Annotated in this window: 15 protein-coding genes; 6 read left to right on the top strand and 9 right to left on the bottom strand. The window is 73.7% G+C overall.

Translation table 11 applies throughout. The annotated features are described in order from the left end of the window. Nucleotides 1-113 precede the first annotated feature (113 nt). Nucleotides 114-779: a LuxR C-terminal-related transcriptional regulator gene (locus ACQPZG_RS08390; RefSeq protein WP_433545205.1), complete on the bottom strand. Its 666-nt coding sequence runs from the start codon at nt 777-779 to the stop codon at nt 114-116. 201 nt (nt 780-980) lie between these two features. Further along, a complete protein-coding gene (locus ACQPZG_RS08385; protein ID WP_433545204.1) occupies nt 981-1676 on the bottom strand; it encodes a DUF3000 domain-containing protein in 696 nt (231 codons plus the stop codon). Nucleotides 1677-1767: 91 nt separating this feature from the next. Between ACQPZG_RS08385 and hemE the strand changes: the two genes are divergently transcribed. Beyond that, nucleotides 1768-2835: a uroporphyrinogen decarboxylase gene (hemE, locus tag ACQPZG_RS08380; RefSeq protein ID WP_433545203.1), complete on the top strand. Its 1068-nt coding sequence runs from the start codon at nt 1768-1770 to the stop codon at nt 2833-2835. A gap of 114 nt (nt 2836-2949) precedes the next feature. Here the strand turns inward: hemE and ACQPZG_RS08375 are convergent, their stop codons facing one another. After that, complete coding sequence (locus ACQPZG_RS08375; protein ID WP_433545202.1) at nt 2950-4338, bottom strand: FAD-dependent oxidoreductase; 1389 nt, start codon at nt 4336-4338, stop codon at nt 2950-2952. A 211-nt stretch (nt 4339-4549) separates the two neighbouring features. Further along, complete coding sequence (locus tag ACQPZG_RS08370) at nt 4550-5716, bottom strand: DUF4349 domain-containing protein (protein ID WP_433545201.1); 1167 nt, start codon at nt 5714-5716, stop codon at nt 4550-4552. 149 nt (nt 5717-5865) lie between these two features. On the opposite strand from ACQPZG_RS08370, the gene hemG reads away from it, so the two are divergent. Both hemG and hemQ read left to right on the top strand, forming a co-directional pair. After that, nucleotides 5866-7320, top strand: a complete 1455-nt coding sequence (gene hemG, locus ACQPZG_RS08365) for a protoporphyrinogen oxidase (protein ID WP_433545200.1) — start codon at nt 5866-5868, stop codon at nt 7318-7320. 4 nt (nt 7321-7324) lie between these two features. Continuing rightward, nucleotides 7325-8086, top strand: a complete 762-nt coding sequence (gene hemQ, locus ACQPZG_RS08360; protein ID WP_433545199.1) for a hydrogen peroxide-dependent heme synthase — start codon at nt 7325-7327, stop codon at nt 8084-8086. A gap of 84 nt (nt 8087-8170) precedes the next feature. Here hemQ and ACQPZG_RS08355 read toward each other — a convergent pair whose 3' ends face one another. From ACQPZG_RS08355 to ACQPZG_RS08335, 5 genes are all read right to left on the bottom strand, one after another. Next, the gene (locus ACQPZG_RS08355; RefSeq protein WP_433545198.1) at nt 8171-9841 is read right to left on the bottom strand and encodes an alpha/beta hydrolase; all 1671 of its coding nucleotides are present in this window, start codon (nt 9839-9841) and stop codon (nt 8171-8173) included. Between the two features lie 195 nt (nt 9842-10036). Continuing rightward, the gene (locus ACQPZG_RS08350; protein ID WP_433545197.1) at nt 10037-11158 is read right to left on the bottom strand and encodes a TIGR04222 domain-containing membrane protein; all 1122 of its coding nucleotides are present in this window, start codon (nt 11156-11158) and stop codon (nt 10037-10039) included. Next, the gene (locus ACQPZG_RS08345; RefSeq protein ID WP_433545196.1) at nt 11155-12873 is read right to left on the bottom strand and encodes a multinuclear nonheme iron-dependent oxidase; all 1719 of its coding nucleotides are present in this window, start codon (nt 12871-12873) and stop codon (nt 11155-11157) included. The genes ACQPZG_RS08350 and ACQPZG_RS08345 overlap by 4 nt, the downstream gene beginning before the upstream one ends. Nucleotides 12874-12982: 109 nt before the next feature. Continuing rightward, nucleotides 12983-13747 carry a DUF4142 domain-containing protein gene (locus ACQPZG_RS08340; RefSeq protein ID WP_433549311.1) on the bottom strand — a complete coding sequence of 255 codons (765 nt, stop codon included), beginning with the start codon at nt 13745-13747 and terminating at the stop codon, nt 12983-12985. A gap of 234 nt (nt 13748-13981) precedes the next feature. Further along, on the bottom strand, nt 13982-14710 hold the full coding sequence (locus ACQPZG_RS08335; protein WP_433545195.1) for a peptidyl-tRNA hydrolase: 729 nt from the start codon (nt 14708-14710) through the stop codon (nt 13982-13984). An 84-nt stretch (nt 14711-14794) separates the two neighbouring features. Here ACQPZG_RS08335 and ACQPZG_RS08330 point away from each other — a divergent pair, with 84 nt between their 5' ends. The 3 genes from ACQPZG_RS08330 to ACQPZG_RS08320 are packed head-to-tail and all read left to right on the top strand — an operon-like array spanning nt 14795 to nt 17045. Beyond that, on the top strand, nt 14795-15472 hold the full coding sequence (locus tag ACQPZG_RS08330) for an AIM24 family protein (RefSeq protein WP_433545194.1): 678 nt from the start codon (nt 14795-14797) through the stop codon (nt 15470-15472). 44 nt (nt 15473-15516) lie between these two features. Continuing rightward, a complete protein-coding gene (locus tag ACQPZG_RS08325; RefSeq protein ID WP_433545193.1) occupies nt 15517-16380 on the top strand; it encodes an ATP-binding cassette domain-containing protein in 864 nt (287 codons plus the stop codon). Continuing rightward, nucleotides 16377-17045 carry an ABC transporter gene (locus tag ACQPZG_RS08320; protein ID WP_433545192.1) on the top strand — a complete coding sequence of 223 codons (669 nt, stop codon included), beginning with the start codon at nt 16377-16379 and terminating at the stop codon, nt 17043-17045. Before ACQPZG_RS08325 ends, ACQPZG_RS08320 begins: the two co-directional genes overlap by 4 nt. The last annotated feature ends 145 nt before the right edge of the window (nt 17046-17190 follow it).

The raw sequence follows: 17190 nt of genomic DNA, 5'->3' as shown, positions 1-17190 counted from the left end.
GGCGACGGAACGTTCCGTCGCCGGGCTCGGGGTGTCGGGAGACATCTGTTGTGCGGTTGGGCGGTGCCCGTCCGGGTGCCTGGAGGTTCACCCGGCCGAGGCGTCCGGGGGGTTCAGTGGATGATGCCGGTGCGCAGCGCGACGGCGACCATGCCGGCCCGGTCGCCCGTGCCGAGCTTGCGGGCGATGCGTGCCAGGTGGCTCTTGACGGTCAGGGCGGACAGGCCCATCGAGACGCCGATGGCCTTGTTGGACTGGCCCTCCGCGACGAGGCGCAGTACTTCGACCTCGCGGCCGGAGAGCTCGCGGTAGCCGCCCGGGTGGTTGGGGGAGCCCGGCGGGCGGCGGTGCATGCGGGCGGCGGCGGCGCCGATGGGTGCGGCACCGGGGCGGCCGGGGTGGTGGCCGATGGCGTTGCGGGTGCCGGTGACGACGTAGCCCTTCACGCCGCCGGCGAGGGCGTTGCGCACGGCGCCGATGTCGTCGGCGGCGGACAGGGCCAGCCCGTTGGGCCAGCCCGCCGCTCTGGTCTCGGACAGCAGGGTGAGGCCGGAACCGTCGGGGAGGTGGACGTCGGCGACGCAGATGTCACGGGGGTGGCCGACGCGGGGGCGGGCCTCGGCGATGGAGGACGCTTCGATGACGTCACGGACTCCGAGGGCCCACAGGTGGCGGGTGACGGTGGAGCGGACGCGCGGGTCGGCCACGACGACCATGGCGGTCGGCTTGGTCGGCCGGTAGGCGCCAAGGCTTGCGGGCTGCTCAAGGAGAACGGACACCAGGCCTCCGGGGGGAGTGGCGGGAAGGCTCCGGCTTGAGAGGGTCAAGCCGGGGCGAACCGTGCTGGAAGGGTCAATGACCTCTTCGGCAGCAATCCCGCCCGGCTTTAGGGAAAGATCACAAATTGATGAGTAACAATTCGGGCAATTAGGACGGGCGATCGAGGAAGTCCCTGACCCGGGCGGTCGGCGAGGAGTCCGTCAGGGCGTCTGCGGACCGCGCCGCTGCGGGAGCGACACCACGCCCGGCACGCTCTGGAGCCCCTGTTCGGGGCCGGCCGCGGGAGCCGGGGGCAGGCCCGCGACCTGGCACAGCAGGTCGCACCACGCGGCCAGATGGGACGCCGTGTCCGGCACGCCGCCGAGCCCCTCGCGGGGCGTCCAGGACGCCCGGATCTCGATCTGGGTCGCGGGCCTGCGGTCGGACAGGCCCCCGAAGTAGTGCGAACCCGCCCGGGTGACCGTGCCGCTCGCCTCCCCGTACGACAGGCCCCGCGCCTCCATCGCGCCGGTCAGCCACGACCAGCACACCTCGGGCAGCAGCGGATCGGCGGCCATCTCCGGTTCCAGCTCCGCCCGTACGAGCGTCACCAGGCGGAAGGTGCCCTGCCAGGCGTCGTGGCCCGCCGGGTCGTGCAGCAGCACCAGACGGCCGTCGGCCAGATCCTCGTCACCGTCGACGACCGCCGACTCCAGCGCGTACGCGTACGGGGCGAGCCGCTTGGGCGGCTTGGTCGGGTCGACCTCCACCTCGGGACGCAGCCGCGCGGCGCGCAGTGCGGCCACCGCCTGACGGAACGGAAGCGGGGCGGTGTCGTCCTCCATGCCTGCCCTGCTGTCGCTGCCGTGCGAGTGGCCGTGCGCGTCATCTGAAAATCGTCCCTGAGCCGGAGCCATGCGGGGAAGGGTAGGCGGAAGGGGGCCCCGACAGCGGGAGGGACACCCGGCCCGGGGCGAGTGCTTCCCGGCGCGTGCGAAGATTCTGGGCGTGAGTGCCAACGAAAGCCCCACGGGCCGACCGCAGAGCAAGACGTACGACTCCGCCTTCATGAAGGCGTGCAGGCGCGAGGCGGTGCCGCACACGCCGGTGTGGTTCATGCGGCAGGCGGGGCGCTCGCTGCCCGAGTACCTGAAGGTGCGCGAGGGAATCCCGATGCTGGAGTCGTGCATGCGGCCCGAGCTGGTCAAGGAGATCACCCTCCAGCCGGTGCGCCGCCACAAGGTCGACGCGGCCATCTACTTCAGCGACATCGTCGTCCCGCTCAAGGCGATCGGCATCGACCTCGACATCAAGCCGGGCGTCGGCCCCGTCGTCGCGGACCCCATCCGCACCCGCGCCGACCTGGACCGTCTCCGCGACCTGACCCCCGACGACGTCTGGTACGTCCGCGAGGCGATCGGGATGCTGGTGGAGGAACTGGGCGAGACGCCGCTGATCGGCTTCGCGGGAGCGCCCTTCACCCTGGCGAGCTACCTCGTGGAGGGCGGCCCGTCCCGCAACCACGAGAACACCAAGGCCATGATGTACGGCGACCCGCAGCTGTGGGCCGACCTCGTGGACCGCCTGGCGGACATCACCGGCGAGTTCCTGAAGGTGCAGATCGAGGCGGGCGCCTCGGCCGTCCAGCTCTTCGACTCCTGGGTGGGGGCGCTGGCCCCCGCCGACTACGTGCGGTCCGTGCTGCCCGCCTCCGCGAAGGTCTTCGACGCGGTCGCCCGGTACGACGTGCCGCGCATCCACTTCGGCGTGGGCACCGGCGAGCTGCTCGGCCTGATGGGCGAGGCCGGAGCGGACGTCGTCGGCGTCGACTGGCGGGTGCCGCTGGACGAGGCGGCCCGCCGGGTCGGCCCCGGCAAGGCGCTCCAGGGGAACCTGGACCCGGCCGTCCTCTTCGCCGGCCCGGAGGCCGTGGAGGCCAAGACGGACGAGGTGCTGGCCGCGGCGAAGGACCTGGAGGGCCACGTCTTCAACCTCGGTCACGGGGTGCTGCCCTCGATGGACCCCGACGCCCTCTCGCGGCTCGTGGAGTACGTGCACACGCGGACCGCGCGCTGACACCGGGCCGACGGAGTACGGGGGCCTCGCCCCGGCGCGGCACCGGCCCGCCGGAGTGATGCTCCCGTACGGCCCACCGCAACTCCGCGACGGGCGGCGGCAGCTGACGGCCGGTCAGCCGCCGGCCTGCCGTACCGCCGCCACCGCCTTGCGGGCGGCCACCAGGACCGGGTCCCAGACCGGGGAGAACGGCGGGGCGTATCCCAGGTCCAGCGCGGTCATCTGATCGACGGTCATGCCCGCGGTCAGCGCGACGGCCGCGATGTCGACGCGTTTGCCCGCGCCCTCGCGGCCCACGATCTGGACGCCCAGGAGCCGGCCGGTGCGCCGTTCGGCGATCATCTTGACGGTCATGGGAGAGGCGCCGGGGTAGTACCCCGCCCGGCTCGTCGACTCGATGCGGACGGTGACGAACTGGAGGCCCTCCGCCCTGGCGTCCTTCTCGCGCAGGCCCGTACGGGCGATCTCCAGGTCGCAGACCTTGCTGACGGCGGTGCCCACGACGCCCGGGAAGGTGGCGTAACCGCCGCCGACGTTGGAACCGATGACCTGGCCGTGCTTGTTGGCGTGCGTGCCCAGGGCGATGTGCCGCAGCCGGCCCGACACCAGGTCCAGGACCTCGACGCAGTCGCCGCCCGCCCAGATGTTCTCGCAACCGCGCACCCGCATCGACAGGTCGGTGAGCAGGCCGCCGGCCGGGCCGACAGGGAGCCCGGCCTCCTGGGCGAGCGTGGTCTCCGGCTCCACGCCGATCCCGAGGACCACGACGTCCGCCGGGTATTCGGCCTCCTCGGTGGCGACGCCGCGGACCCGGCCGTCGTCCCCGGTGAGGATCCCGGTGACCTCGGCGCCGGACACGGTGGTGATGCCCATGCCGTTCATCGCCTCGTGGACCAGGGCGCCCATGTCCGGGTCGAGGGTGGCCATCGGCTGTTCGCCCCGGTTGAGGACGGTGACCTCGTAGCCGCGGTGCAGGAGGGCCTCGGCCATCTCCACGCCGATGTACCCGGCGCCGACGACCACCGCGCGACGGCCCTCGGTCTTCTCCAGGGTGTGGATCAGCGACCGGCCGTCCTCCAGGTTCTGCACGCCGTGCACACCGGGCGCGTCGATGCCGGGGATCGGCGGACGGACCGGGCGGGCCCCGGTGGCGATGACGAGCTTGTCGTAACCGGTCCACACGTCGTTGCCGGTCTTGAGGTTGCGGGACCTGACGCGGTGGTTCGCCGGGTCGATCTCGACGACCTCGGTCTGCATGCGCAGGTCGATGTCCCGGGCGCGGTGCTCCTCGGGCGTACGGGCGATCAGGTCGTCCACGGACGATACGTCACCGCCCACCCAGTACGGGATTCCGCAGGCGGAGTACGAGGTGAAGTGGCCGCGCTCGAACGCGATGATCTTGAGGGCGTCCGGTCCCTTGAGCCGACGGGCCTGGGAGGCGGCGGACATGCCGGTGGCGTCGCCGCCGATGACGAGGAGGGTCTCGGGCGAGGTGGTGGTCATGGCCACACGGTAGGGGCTGGCAGGGGCGGGCGGGTGTGGGGGTGCGGATGCGGCGGCGGGGCCGGGTACGGAGGGAACGGCCCCGCCGGGAGCGGCCGGGTCAGGAGCGGTGGCGGTGCAGGGCGCGCAGGGGGGCGGCTCCGCCGAGGGGCGACCGCGTCGGAAGGCGGGGCCGGGGCAAGGAGGCGCGGCCCCGCCGGGAGCGGCCGGGTCAGGAGCGGGGCGGGGCCTCGCGGTCCGGGGTCTCGCGGTCCGGGGTCTGGGGGTCCGGGGTCTGGGGGTCCGGGGTTCGGGGCGCTCGGGTTTCCGGGCCCGGGGTCCGGGGCGCCGGGGCCGGGGTTGCGGGGGCCGGATCGGCGGGGCGGTCCTGCCGGGGAAGGCCAGGGGCGGCCGGGAGGGTGGGGAAGGCCGACGCGGTACGGGTTCGCCTCGCGGGCAGTCGTGGGGCGACGACCTTGCGCCACAGCAGGTAGAGCAGACCGAGGGTCACCGCGAAGGGCGCCACCGCGCCCACCACCACCGAGATCCACCGCACCGTCGTCACGAACGCCTCCCAGCCGCCGCCAAGTGCGTCGGCGAAGCCCGGCTGGTCGTCCTCCTTCGGCGGGGCGGGCTTCTTCTTCGGCGGGACCTCGGACAGGACGAGCGTGATCGTCGCCATGCTCGTGCGGTCCTTCAATGAGGACTGCTGAGCGATCAGCGACTCCAACGCGGCCTGCCGGCTGGAGAGTTCGGCCTCCATCGCGACCACGTCGCTCAGCTTCGTCGCCCGGTCCATCAGCTCCTGGACCCGCGCCACGCTCACCCGCTGCGACTTGATCCTGCTGTCGATGTCCACCACCTCGTCGGTGACGTCCTTGGCCTCAGCCTTACGGGCCAGCAGCTTGCCGCCGCTGTTCTCCAGGGAGGTCAGCGTCTCGGAGTACTTGTCCTGCGGCACCCGCAGTGAGACGCGGGAGTAGACGTAGCCGGACGCGTCCCGTTCGGTGGACTCGTTGCCGACAAAACCGCCGGCCGCCTCCGCGGCCGTCCGGGCCCTGGCCAGCGACTCGGTCACGCGGGACACCTGGAGGTGGAGCTCGGCGGTGCGGATCACGTGGAGGGGCGCGGAGGGCTTGGGCGCCCGCGCGGCGCCGGGCGCGCCGGGCGCGTTCGGCTTCCCCGCGCCGGGGTTCGCCCGGTCGGCCGCCCCTGCCCCCGCTCCCGGCTTCTGCGGCGCGGGCGCCGCCGCCTCCTTCGCGGCGCCGTCACTCCTCTCGGCGTTCCCGCCCGCCGCGCACCCGCCGACGGCGAGCGACGCCGCCACCAGCGCCGCGCCCGCGCGGGACATCCGCCGCCGCCCCGTCGTACGGGCTGTCGTACGCCCTGCTGCCTGCATGTCGGTCCCCCCGAACGTAGTGATCCGTGTCGTCGGTTCGACGCGCGGGGGCGGGGCGGGGGTTTCCCTTCCCCGGTTCCGAAGCGGCTCCGAACGGGTCACGGACGGGACTCGGCGGAACAGGGCGGAGCGTTTGAGACAGTGGAGGCATGAACGGTACGGACACAGGAACCCGCGTCACGCCGCACGTCGTCGTCGTCGGCGGCGGGATCTCCGGCCTCGCCGCCGCCCACCGGCTGCTCGCCCGCGGCACGCGGGTGACCGTCCTGGAGGCGGCGGAACGGCTCGGCGGCAAGCTGCTCGCCGGAAGAATCGCGGGCGCCCCCGTCGACTTCGGCGCCGAGTCGATGCTGGCGCGGCGGCCCGAGGCCGTGGACCTCGCCCGCGCGGTCGGGCTCGGCGACCGCCTCCAGCCGCCGTCCACCGCCTCCGCGTCCCTCTGGAACCGGGGCGTGCTGACCCCGATGCCCAAGGGCCACGTGATGGGGGTCCCGGGCGACCCCTCCGTGCTGAGCGGCGTCCTGTCCGCCGAGGGGCTCGCCCGCATCGAACAGGACCGGACGCTGCCGCGCACCGAGGTCGGCGACGACATGGCCATCGGGGAGTACGTCGCCGCGCGCCTCGGCCGCGAGGTCGTGGACCGGCTGGTGGAGCCGCTGCTGGGCGGGGTGTACGCGGGCGACGTGTACCGCACCTCGCTGCGGGCCGCCGTGCCGACCCTGTACGACGCGGCCGCCTCGTACGGCTCGCTGCTCGACGGCGTGCGCGAACTGCAGCGCCGCGCCGGCGCCCACCAGCAGACGGGGCCCGTCTTCATGGGCATCGACGGCGGCATCGGCACCCTGCCGGACGCCGTCGCGGACGCGGTACGGGCCGGGGGCGGGCGGATCCGCACCGGGACGCCGGTGCGGGGGCTGGCCCGGCGCGAGGGCCGGTGGTTCGTGCGTACCGACGCGGAGACGTACGAGGCGGACGGCGTCGTCCTCGCCGCCCCCGCCGGACCCGCCTCCCGGCTGCTGGCCGGTGAGTCCCCGTCGGCGGCGGCCGAACTGGCCGGGGTCGAGTACGCGTCGATGGCGCTGGTGACGATGGCCTTCGCCCGTGCGGAGGTGGCGGACGCGCTGCCGCAGGGGTCGGGCTTCCTCGTGCCGCCGGTCGACGGGCACACCATCAAGGCGTCGACGTTCTCCTCCCGCAAGTGGGGCTGGGTGAACGAGCACGCCCCGGACCTGTTCGTGCTGCGCACCTCCGTCGGGCGGTACGGCGAGGAGGAGCACCTGCACCGCGACGACGCCGATCTGGTGGACGTGTCGCTGAGCGACCTGAGGGCCGCGACCGGGCTCGCCGCCCGGCCCGTCGAGACGCGGGTGACCCGCTGGACCGGCGGGCTGCCGCAGTACCCCGTCGGCCACCTCGACCGGGTCGCCCGGATCCGCGAGGCCGTCGCCAAGCTGCCCGGACTGCGGGTCTGCGGAGCCGCGTACGACGGGGTGGGCATCCCCGCCTGCGTCGGCAGTGGGTGGCGGGCGGCGGCGGAGATCACCGAAGAGATCTTGGCCACGCCCACCCTGGTGGAGGGCACGGCGGAAGGCACGGGACAATAGCCACATGACTGCTCAGGAGAACGCCGCGAACGAGGGGGCCGCCGCCGAGGGCGCCGCCGCCGTCGGCAAGGCCCCGAACGCGGGCAAGAAGGCCAAGGACCTCAACGAGGTCATCCGCTACACCCTGTGGTCCGTCTTCAAGCTGCGCGACGTGCTGCCCGAGGACCGCGACGGCTGGGCCGACGAGGTCCAGGCGCTCTTCGACAAGCTCGCCGCCGAGGACGTCACCGTGCGCGGCACGTACGACGTCTCCGGACTTCGCGCGGACGCCGACGTCATGATCTGGTGGCACGCCGAGACCGCGGACGAGCTCCAGAGCGCGTACAACCTCTTCCGCCGCACCAAGCTGGGCCGCGCCCTGGAGCCGGTGTGGTCGAACATGGCGCTGCACCGCCCCGCCGAGTTCAACAAGTCGCACATCCCGGCCTTCCTGGCCGACGAGAACCCCCGCGACTACGTCTCGGTGTACCCGTTCGTGCGGTCCTACGACTGGTACCTGCTGCCCGACGAGGACCGTCGTCGCATGCTCGCCGACCACGGCAAGATGGCGCGCGGCTACCCGGACGTGCGCGCCAACACGGTCGCCTCGTTCTCGCTCGGCGACTACGAGTGGCTGCTGGCCTTCGAGGCCGACGAGCTGTACCGCATCGTCGACCTGATGCGCCATCTGCGCGCCTCCGAGGCCCGCATGCACGTCCGCGAGGAGGTGCCCTTCTACACCGGGCGCCGCAGGAGCGTCGCCGACCTGGTGGCGGGACTCGCGTAACGTCCTCGCGGAGCACATGACTTGGTGACGGACCGGACGACTATGGGTGCGTAGTCGGCCGGGCCGTCACCCCAGCCCGGAAGATCAGACGACGGCCGGAATCCCCGAGGGGAGGGCCCGCTCGTCCAGCGACACCGGGTTCGGCTCCCGGTGCGGCGCGCACTCAGCGCGCCGCACCGGTGTTTCACCGGTCAACAGGTACGTGTCCAGATGCTTGTTGACACAGGCGTTGGACCCGCCGCCGATGCCGTGCGTGCCCGCGTCCTTCTCGGTGACCAGGACCGCGCCCGCCAGCCGCTTCTGAAGCTCCAGCGCCCCCTTGTACGGGGTCGCCGCGTCGCGTTCCGCGGCCAGGATCAGCGTCGGGGGCAGCGCGCCCTCCGCGGTCCGCACCTCCACTGGCTGCTGCCGGGGCGCGGACCAGTACGCGCACGGCAGGTTCATCCACGCGTTGTCCCACGTCTCGAACGGGGCGCGTTCCGCGAGCCGCGTGTTGTCGCGGTCCCAGGTCGCGAAGTCCGTGGGCCAGGGGGCGTCGTTGCACTCGACGGCCGTGTAGACCGCGGTGCCGTTCTCGTCGTCCCGGGCGGTCTCGGGGCGGGGCGAGGCCTGGTCGATCAGCGGCTGCGGGTTGCCCTTCAGGTACTCGGACAGGGCGGTGGCGCGCATCGGCCACACGTCGTCGTAGTACCCCGCCTGGAGGAACGCCGAGTGGAGCTGGCCGGGGCCGACCACCTTGCCGGCCGGCTTGTGGGCCAGCTCGGCTCGCACCCGGGCGTAACTGTGCTGGACCGCGCGGGGGGTGGCGCCCAGCCCGTACACCTTGTGGTGCTTGGCGACCCAGGTGCGGAAGTCCTCCCAGCGCCCCTCGAACGCGGCGGACTGGTCGAGGTTGTTGCGGTACCAGATCTGCTCGGTGTCGGGGTTCACCGCCGAGTCGAAGACCATGCGGCGCACGTGCGAGGGGTAGAGCGTCGCGTAGAGCGCGCCGAAGTAGGTGCCGTACGAGGCGCCCATGAAGTTGAGCTTCGGCTCGCCGAGGGCGGCGCGCAGCACTTCGAGGTCGCGGGCGTTGTTGAGCGAGTGGTAGTGCCGCAGCGCCTCACCGTTCTTGCGGGCGCACCCGCGCGCGTACGTCTTCGCGCGGGCGATCCGTTCCTTCTTGTACGACTCGGAGGGGCGCACCGGCGACTGGGTGGGGGCCTGGGCGAAGTCCTTGGGGTCCACGCAGCTCAGGGGGGCGCTGCGGGCCACTCCGCGCGGGGAGTAGCCGACCAGGTCGTACGCCCCCGCGATCTTCTTCCACTCGGGCAGCCCGGCGGCCAGGGGGAAGTACATGCTGGACGCGCCGGGGCCGCCGGGGTTGTAGACGAGGGCGCCCTGGCGGGGGACGGGTCGGGTGGTCGTCCCGCCCTTCCCGTTCTTCGTGTCCTGGACGGTTTCCTTGCCCCTGGCCCGCAGCCGGCTGACGGTCAGTTCGATCTGCTTGCCGCGCGGCTTCGCGTAGTCGAGGGGGACCTTGACCGTGCCGCACCGGACCGAGTCGGGGAGGGACTCGGAGGCCGGACAGCGGCCGAATGCGATGCCCGAGGCCAGGGCGCGCTCGGCGGCGAGCGCGGTGCCGTGCGCCTCGGGGGACGCGGTCGGGCCGACGGGCGCCGGGGCGCCGGCGCCCCCTGCCGGGGCCGCGGTGAGGGCGGTCAGGACCAGGGAGCCCAAGGTGGTGGCGGCTCCGTACAGCGCTAGTGCTCTCATCGCGATCCCTTGCTCCGACCATGGTGGACAAAAGGGATAATCAGTAAAGTAGTTGACGATGTAAAGCACCCGGGTGCGGTGTCGGACTCATTGACCCGAACGAGCGACACGCTGCCGCGTCGACACCCTGCACGGCCGCGGCCCGGGTTCCTGGGCGGACGAGGCACAGGGGCCCGCCACCACGGGTGACGGGCTTCAGGAACTGCTGCCGCAGCTGCTTCCTCCGCCACTGCCGGAGGAACAACTGGAGCTGCTGGAAGAGCAGCTGGAGCCGCCTCCGCCGCAGCTCGTGCCGCCGGAACTGCCGCAGCCGCCCCCGCCCGAGCCGCAGGCGGTGCTGTAGCAGGTGCTTCCGCTGCCTCCTCCGCAGCCGGAGCCGCTGCCGCAGGAGGCCCGGCCGCCGCCCGGAACCGTACCGGCGCACCAGACGACGGGGACGAAGGCGGGCGGGACGTCGGAGCTCGACGTCCGCGATCCCCGCGCCGACGGGACGGGAGCCGGGCGCCGACGGATCGCGGCGCGGAACCGGTCGCGCATCTCCTCGTCGCCGAGGACCCGGACGCCTCCGACGGCGACCTGCTGTGCGGCGGTGACCAGGTGCGCCGGGTCCGTACGGTACGCGCGCAGGGCCGTGCGGCCCGTGGCGGTGACCCGGCGCCGGGCGCGGTGGGCGACGGCGAAACCGGTCACGACGCCCATGAGGAGGACGGGCAGCACCCGGAGGACGAAAACACTGTCGGAGGAGCCGGCGTCGGGGTACTCGTCGGTCCCGAAGACCCCGTCGGGGTACTCGTCGGTCCCGAAGACCCCCCAGGCCGTGTCGAACACGAAGAAGAAGGTGGCGATCAGGGAGAGCGGGAGGCCCAGCAGGCACACGAAGCCCTGGACCAGGCCCCAGCGACGCCACACCCGGGTCTCCCGCGGAGTCACGAGCAGCCCGCGGGCGGCGAGGGAGTCGCCGATCTCCTGCACGGCGGGGTGGCGCATCACCGCGTGGCGCAGGCTGTGCAGTGCCCCGCTGGGAGCGGCGTCGTACTCCTGGAGCACCGCGCGCTCCACGGTGTCGTGGGCCCTTCGGCTGCGCACCACGACGATGCCGGGGCCACCGATGCCGATCCTGCCGTCCGCGTGCATCGCCACCAGCGCGGTGTCCACGGCGCGGCCCGGACCGCCCGATAGGAACGCCGCCTCCAGTACGTCGTGCAGGGCGGCGTCGCCCCGACGGCGGCGCCGGGCGAGCGCCAGGGTGAGGACGAGGAGGACGGCGGAGGCGCAGACGCCGACGTTGACGACGAAGGAGAGGGCGCCGGAGCTCATGCGGGGGTCACCTTCTGCGGGGACACGGCGCGACCGGTCGTCCCGACGCCGTCGTGCAGGGGGTCGCGCACAGGGCGGACGCGGGCCGACGCCGCCCGCAGGAACCGGGTGACGCGGGACGGCGGGCGGGCCGCGACGCGGTCCTGCCACCAGTGGGTGAGAGCACGCCGGGCGACCGGGTCGAGGGAGCCGTGCACGAGGGTGTGCTCGGCGAAGTCCAGGGCGTCGCGGCGGTAACCGGCGCTCATGGGGCGGCTCCTGGCGTACGCGAAGAACGCGGGACGGAACCCGGATCCGGGACGGGACCCGAGGATCTCCGGCAGTTCCGGGGCGACCTTGGCCACGATGTCGGCGCGCTTGGCGGTAAGGGCGCGGGACTGCACGCGCAGCCGGGGGCCGTCGAAGCCCTCGGGAACGGGGGCGTCGGTGAGCAGGGCGCTCAGCAGGGCCGCCTGGGCGAGGGCGACGCGCTGACGGGCGGCTTCCGGTGCGGCGTCGGAGACCGGCGCGTCGGGGTTCGGGACGGGCGCGGGGTGGCCGGTGGGCGTGCCGGGGGTGGCGGTGTCTGCGGGGAGACCGGTGGGCGCGTGCGTGTGCGTGTCGGCGGTCGTGGTGCTCGCGGAAAGGCTGGTGGGCGTGTGCGGGGGCATGCGTGTGTCGGCGGTTGCGGCGCGTGGGAGGAAGCTGGGGGGCCGGGGAGTGGCGGGATTGGCGGTGTGTGCGGGGAGACCGGTGGGTGCGTGCGTGGGCGTGTCGGCGGTCGCGGTGCGCGCGGGCGTGTCGAGGTGCACGACGTGTGCGGGGCTTTCGGTGGCCGTCGGGACCCCCGGCAGGGGTGCGACGGGCCCGGCGCCGTCCGTGACGAGCCGCGGTGCGGCCGGGGCGAGCCGGACCGTGTCGCGGATCAGGTCGAGTTCGGCGGCCAGGGCCGTCGGGGAGGGGAAGTCCTCGTCGCGTTCCAGCAGCACGCCCGGCGGGGCGACGCGGGAGCGCAGTTCCGCGAGGACGTCCAGGACGGGGCGGGTCACCGGGTGGGCGTGGGTGTCGTGCCAGACGCCGTCGCGCTCGACGCCGCCCGCCACGTGGACGTACGCGATGGCCTCGACCGGCAGCTCGTCCAGGGCCTTCGCCGGGTCCTCGCCCCGGTTGACGTGGTTCGTGTGGAGGTTGGCCACGTCGACAAGCAGGCGGACGCCGGTGCGCTCGACGAGTTCGGCGAGGAACTGGCCCTCGGTGAGTTCCTCGCCGGGCCAGGAGATCAGGGCGGCGATGTTCTCCAGGGCGAGCGGGACGGGGAGCTGGTCCTGCGCGACGCGGACGTTCTCGCACAGGACGCGCAGGGCGTCCCGGGTCCGGGGGACCGGCAGCAGGTGGCCGGCCTCCAGGACCGGGGAGGCCGTCCGGTGGCCGCCCGCCCGGACGAAGGCGACGTGCTCGCTGACCAGCGGGGCGCCGAGGGCCTCCGCGCGGGCTGCCAGATCGGCGAGCCGGCCCGGGTCCGGACGGTCCGCGCCGCCGATGCCCAGCGAGACGCCGTGCGGGATCACCTTCGTACCGCGGGCGCGCAGGCGGGTGAGGGAGTCCGGGAGGTGGCCGGGACAGATGTTCTCCGCGACCACCTCCACCCAGTCGATGCCGGGCAGGGCCTCGACCGTGTCGGCGATCTCCGGGCGCCAGCCGATGCCGATGCCGAGCGGTACTGCTCCGTGTTCCATGACGTCCCCCGTCGTCCGATCCGTGTCGTTCGCCGGGGTGATGGCCCCGGCGGGCGACGGCGAACCCACTTGGGGGGAGGTTCAGAGGTTGATTTGAGGTTCCCGGTGCTCACCTCACGGCCGGGCTGCCGATCTCGCCGACCGGCGGCGCGGAGGGCAGTGACGTGAAGCTCTGGGTGCCGGTGGGGACCGCGGGGACGGGGGCCGGGAGCGGTGCGCCGGGAACCGGCGGGGGCGGACCGGCGGGGCTGGCGGTCGCACCGTCCGCCGCCTCGTTGGCAAGGGCGTCGAAGTCGACCAGCCCGGTGCCCTCCAGCATGGTGATGTGGTCGAGGACGGTCTGGTTCGAGGCGTCCGCGAGCTGGCGGATCAGGGCGTTGCGGGTGCTGTGGCGAACCTGGGCGATGACGCCGAACACCTTCCCGTGGGCACGGCGGAGCAGGTTCGCGAAGAGGCGTTCGTACGTGGGTCCGGTCGCCGCCGTCAGCTCCCGCAGCCAGCCCTGCTGCTCCTCGGTGGGCTGGTTCGGCAGTTCCACGCCGAGCTGGGACGCAACGGAGCGGGCCCGCGCGTCGAGGTCCGTGTGGCCGACGACGAGGTGGTCACCGGCCGCCTTGACCGACTGGCTGGGCGCCCGCTCGATGGCCTGCTGCCCGGCCGGCAGCTCCCACAGCCCCGCGAGCCGCACCTTGACCAGCAGGTCCCGGTCGGCGGCCGACAGCGGTCCCCACTTGGTGCCGACCGTGGAGGCGGCCAGGTTCGCCTGGCCGGTGCCCGAGCGGTCGGCGTACGACCAGAGGGGGAACACGAGCGCGACGAGGGTGGCGAGCAGGGCGGTGACGATGAGGACGGTGCCGTTGACGCGGCGTAACAGACCGTGGGTGGAGGGCAAGGTGACTCCCGGGGCGCTGAGCGTGCTGCCTTACGTGGCGCTTCGCGTGGTGGGCTGCGAGACGTACGGACGAGGCGACAGGTGCGGGTGCTGCGGTACGACGTCGAATCAACCGCCAAGCTCCTTGATCCTTCAGGAACTTGGCGGCATTCACGGGTACGTGTGAGGTACGCGACGCGTTCAGCGGTGACCAAAGCGGTCCGGGAAACCGACGGGTCAGAGGGGACGGGCGAGGCGTCGCAGCGCCGGATGGTCGGCGACCACCGTGCAGGAGCCCGGCGCGATCTCCGTGAAGCCCGCGTCACGGACCACCGGCAGTCCGGACGCGGTCAGCTCGGGCCACCGGGCTGCCGGAGCCGTCCGTACGGACAGGGGGAAGCCGGCCTCCCGCCACGCGTCCCGGTCCTCCTGGGAGAGGTCCCACCAGGCGAGCTGCGCGCCGTGCCCGGCCTGCGCCATCGCCTTGCCCGCCGACATGTCCAGGCCGGGGCTCATCCACAGCACGGGCCCGGACGGATCGGGTGCGTCCGGCTCCCGGGGGTCGTCCAGCTCCGTCCCCGACACCTGGAGCTTCGCCAGCTCCTTGGGCCAGCCGTCGAGGGGGACGGGCGGGAAGACCCGTACCTCCGCCGCGTCCGGGGCATCCGGGCGGCCGGTCACCGTGATCCCCGGCAGACCCGACGCCTTGCGCCACTCCGCGCCGCGCGCCCGCCGCACCACCTTGCGGATCCGGGCGTCCTGCCAGTCCCGTACCGCCTGCGCCCATTCCCCGTCGCCCTGCGACCGCGCGTCGGACAGCATCACCAGCACGGCGCGCGCCGCCGTCTCCAGCGCGTCGGTACGGGCCGGGGGGTCGGCCTTCTCGATGTGCACGACCAGCGGGAGTACGTACTGGGGCGCGGCGTCGCGCAGATCGGCGGGGGCGGGACTGTCCTGGCTGCTCATCCGGCCAAGTCTGCCAGGGTCCAGACCCGAACCCGCCGGGGAACTCCTTGTCGGACCGCTCTCCGGCACGCCAGGATGTCCCGTATGAAGAGCGATCTTTTTGCCGCAGAGAACCTTGCTCAGCCGGCGCAGGCCCCCGGCATGACCCTCCAGAACGCCAAGTCGGTGAAGTACGCCGTCAACGGCGAGATGCACGCCCGGCAGGGCGCGATGATCGCCTACCGGGGCAACCTGCAGTTCGAGCGCAAGGGGCAGGGCGTGGGCGGCATGCTCAAGCGCGCCGTCACCGGCGAGGGCCTGCCGCTGATGGCCGTGCGCGGGCAGGGCGAGGCGTGGTTCGCCCACGAGGCGCAGAACTGCTTCATCGTCGACATCGAGCAGGGCGACGCCCTCACCGTCAACGGCCGCAACGTGCTGTGCTTCGACGCCACGCTCTCCTACGAGATCAAGATGGTGAAGGGCGCGGGCATGACCGGCGGCGGTCTGTTCAACAGCCTCTTCACCGGCTCCGGCAAGCTCGCCGTCGTCTGCGACGGCAGCCCCCTGGTCATCCCCGTCACCCCGCAGATGCCCGTGTACGTCGACACCGACGCCGTGGTCGGCTGGAGCGCCCAGCTCAACACCTCCCTGCACCGCTCGCAGTCGATCGGCTCGATGATCCGCGGCGGCTCCGGCGAGGCGGTTCAGCTCGTGCTCCAGGGCGAGGGGTTCGTCATCGTGCGGCCCAGCGAGCTCACCCCGCAGAAGGCGACGGCACACTGAAACTGACCGGCGTCGGCAGACGGTACGGCCTGCGCGGCGCATGGGTGCTGCGCGGGATCGACGTGGAGCTGCGTCCCGGCACCCTGGTGCGCTTCCACGGCACCAACGGCACAGGAAAGTCGACCCTGTTGCGGATGCTGGCCGGAACGGACGCCCCGAGCGAGGGGCGGGTGGAGGGACGCCCGCGGCGGGTCGCGTACGTTCCCGAACGCTTCCCCGGCGCGCTGCCCTTCACCGCTCTCGGCTACGTGACGCGTCTGGGCCGGATCCACGGGCTGCGGCGGAGCGAGGCCGAGGAGCGGGCGGGGGAGTGGCTGGAGCGGTTCGGCGCCGCGGGACACGCCCGCACCCCGCTCTCCGCGCTGTCGAAGGGCACCGCGCAGAAGGTCGCCGTCGCCCAGGCCCTGGTCGCCGCACCGCAGTTGCTCGTGCTCGACGAGGCGTGGACCGGGCTCGACACCGCGGCCCGGGACGAGCTGGACCGGGCCGTCGCCGAGCGCGTCGCGGCGGGCGCGACGGTGGCGTTCGTGGACCACGATCCGAAACGGCTCGCGGGGGCGGTGGACGCGGCGTACCGGCTGGAGGCGCACGGCCTCGTTCCCGCCGGGTCCCCCTCGCCCGAGGAGAGTGCGGGTCCGCGGGTGCGGATCGTGGCGGTCGGACCGGTCGGGGCGACCGCCCCCGCAGGGCTCCCCGGGACGCCGTCCGTGACCGCGGGCCCGGACGGGACCACGGAGCTGACGGTGGCGTCGGTGCACTCCGACGGGGTGCTGCGGGCCCTCCTCGGCGCCCGGCCCGCCTGGCACGTACGAGCGGTCTCTCCCGCGTCCGACCACGTACGAGCGGTCTCTCCCGCGTCCGACCACGTGCAGCGGCCGACGCCGGTACGGGAACGGAACCAGGCGTGACGGCCCTGCTCGGCTACCAATTCGCCCTGCTCGCCCGGTCGCAGAGGTGGCTCGCCCCCGGGCTCCTGTACGTCGCCGTCCTCGCCGTCGGCATCCAGAGCGGCCAGCCAGTCCTCGACTCGCTCGGCTACGGAGCCGCCGCCCTGCTGCCGGTCGCCGCCTGGCTCGTGCGGGTCTGCGTCACCAACGAGCCGCCGGCCGCCCGGCACTGCGCGTCGGCCGCCGTCGGCCCCGGCCGCGTCCACCTCGCCGCCCTGCTCACCGCCTTCGGGAGCACGGCCGTGGCGGGGACGATCGGCACGGTGGTCATCGTGCTGATCAGCAGACGGACCAGCACCAGCGGCTCGGTCGAGGTCCCTCCGCTCGCGGCCGTGGCCGCGGGCCTGCTCGCCGTGCTCGCCTGCACGCTCGTCGGCACGACCGTCGGCGCGCTCTGCAACCGGCCGCTGCTGCGCGCCACCGGCTGGGCCGTCGCGCTCACGGCGCTCGGTGCGCTGCTCGCTCTGGTCACCGCCGGCTCACCTGCCCGCAGCGCCGTGACGGGCCTGGTCAGCGGCTCGGACAGCGGGACGGTGGCATTCGCGCTGCTGCCGTCGGCCGCGGCCCTGCTGCTCGCGGGGGCCGCGACCGCGGTGACCTGCGCGCTGGCCGCCCGGCGGGGCTGACCCGCGCACTGACCGCCCGGCGGGGCTGACCTGCGCGCTGGCCGCCCGGCGGGGCTGACCCGCGCACTGACCGCCCGGCGGGGCTGACCCGCGTGCTGGCCGCCCGGCGGGGCTGAGGCGGTGGGGCCGAACGTAGGGGGCCGGT

The sequence above is a fragment of the Streptomyces sp. CA-294286 genome (assembly GCF_050947155.1).
Classification (GTDB): domain Bacteria; phylum Actinomycetota; class Actinomycetes; order Streptomycetales; family Streptomycetaceae; genus Streptomyces.
Note: the sequence above shows the minus strand (reverse complement) of the source record. Positions and strands in the feature narration are given on the sequence as shown.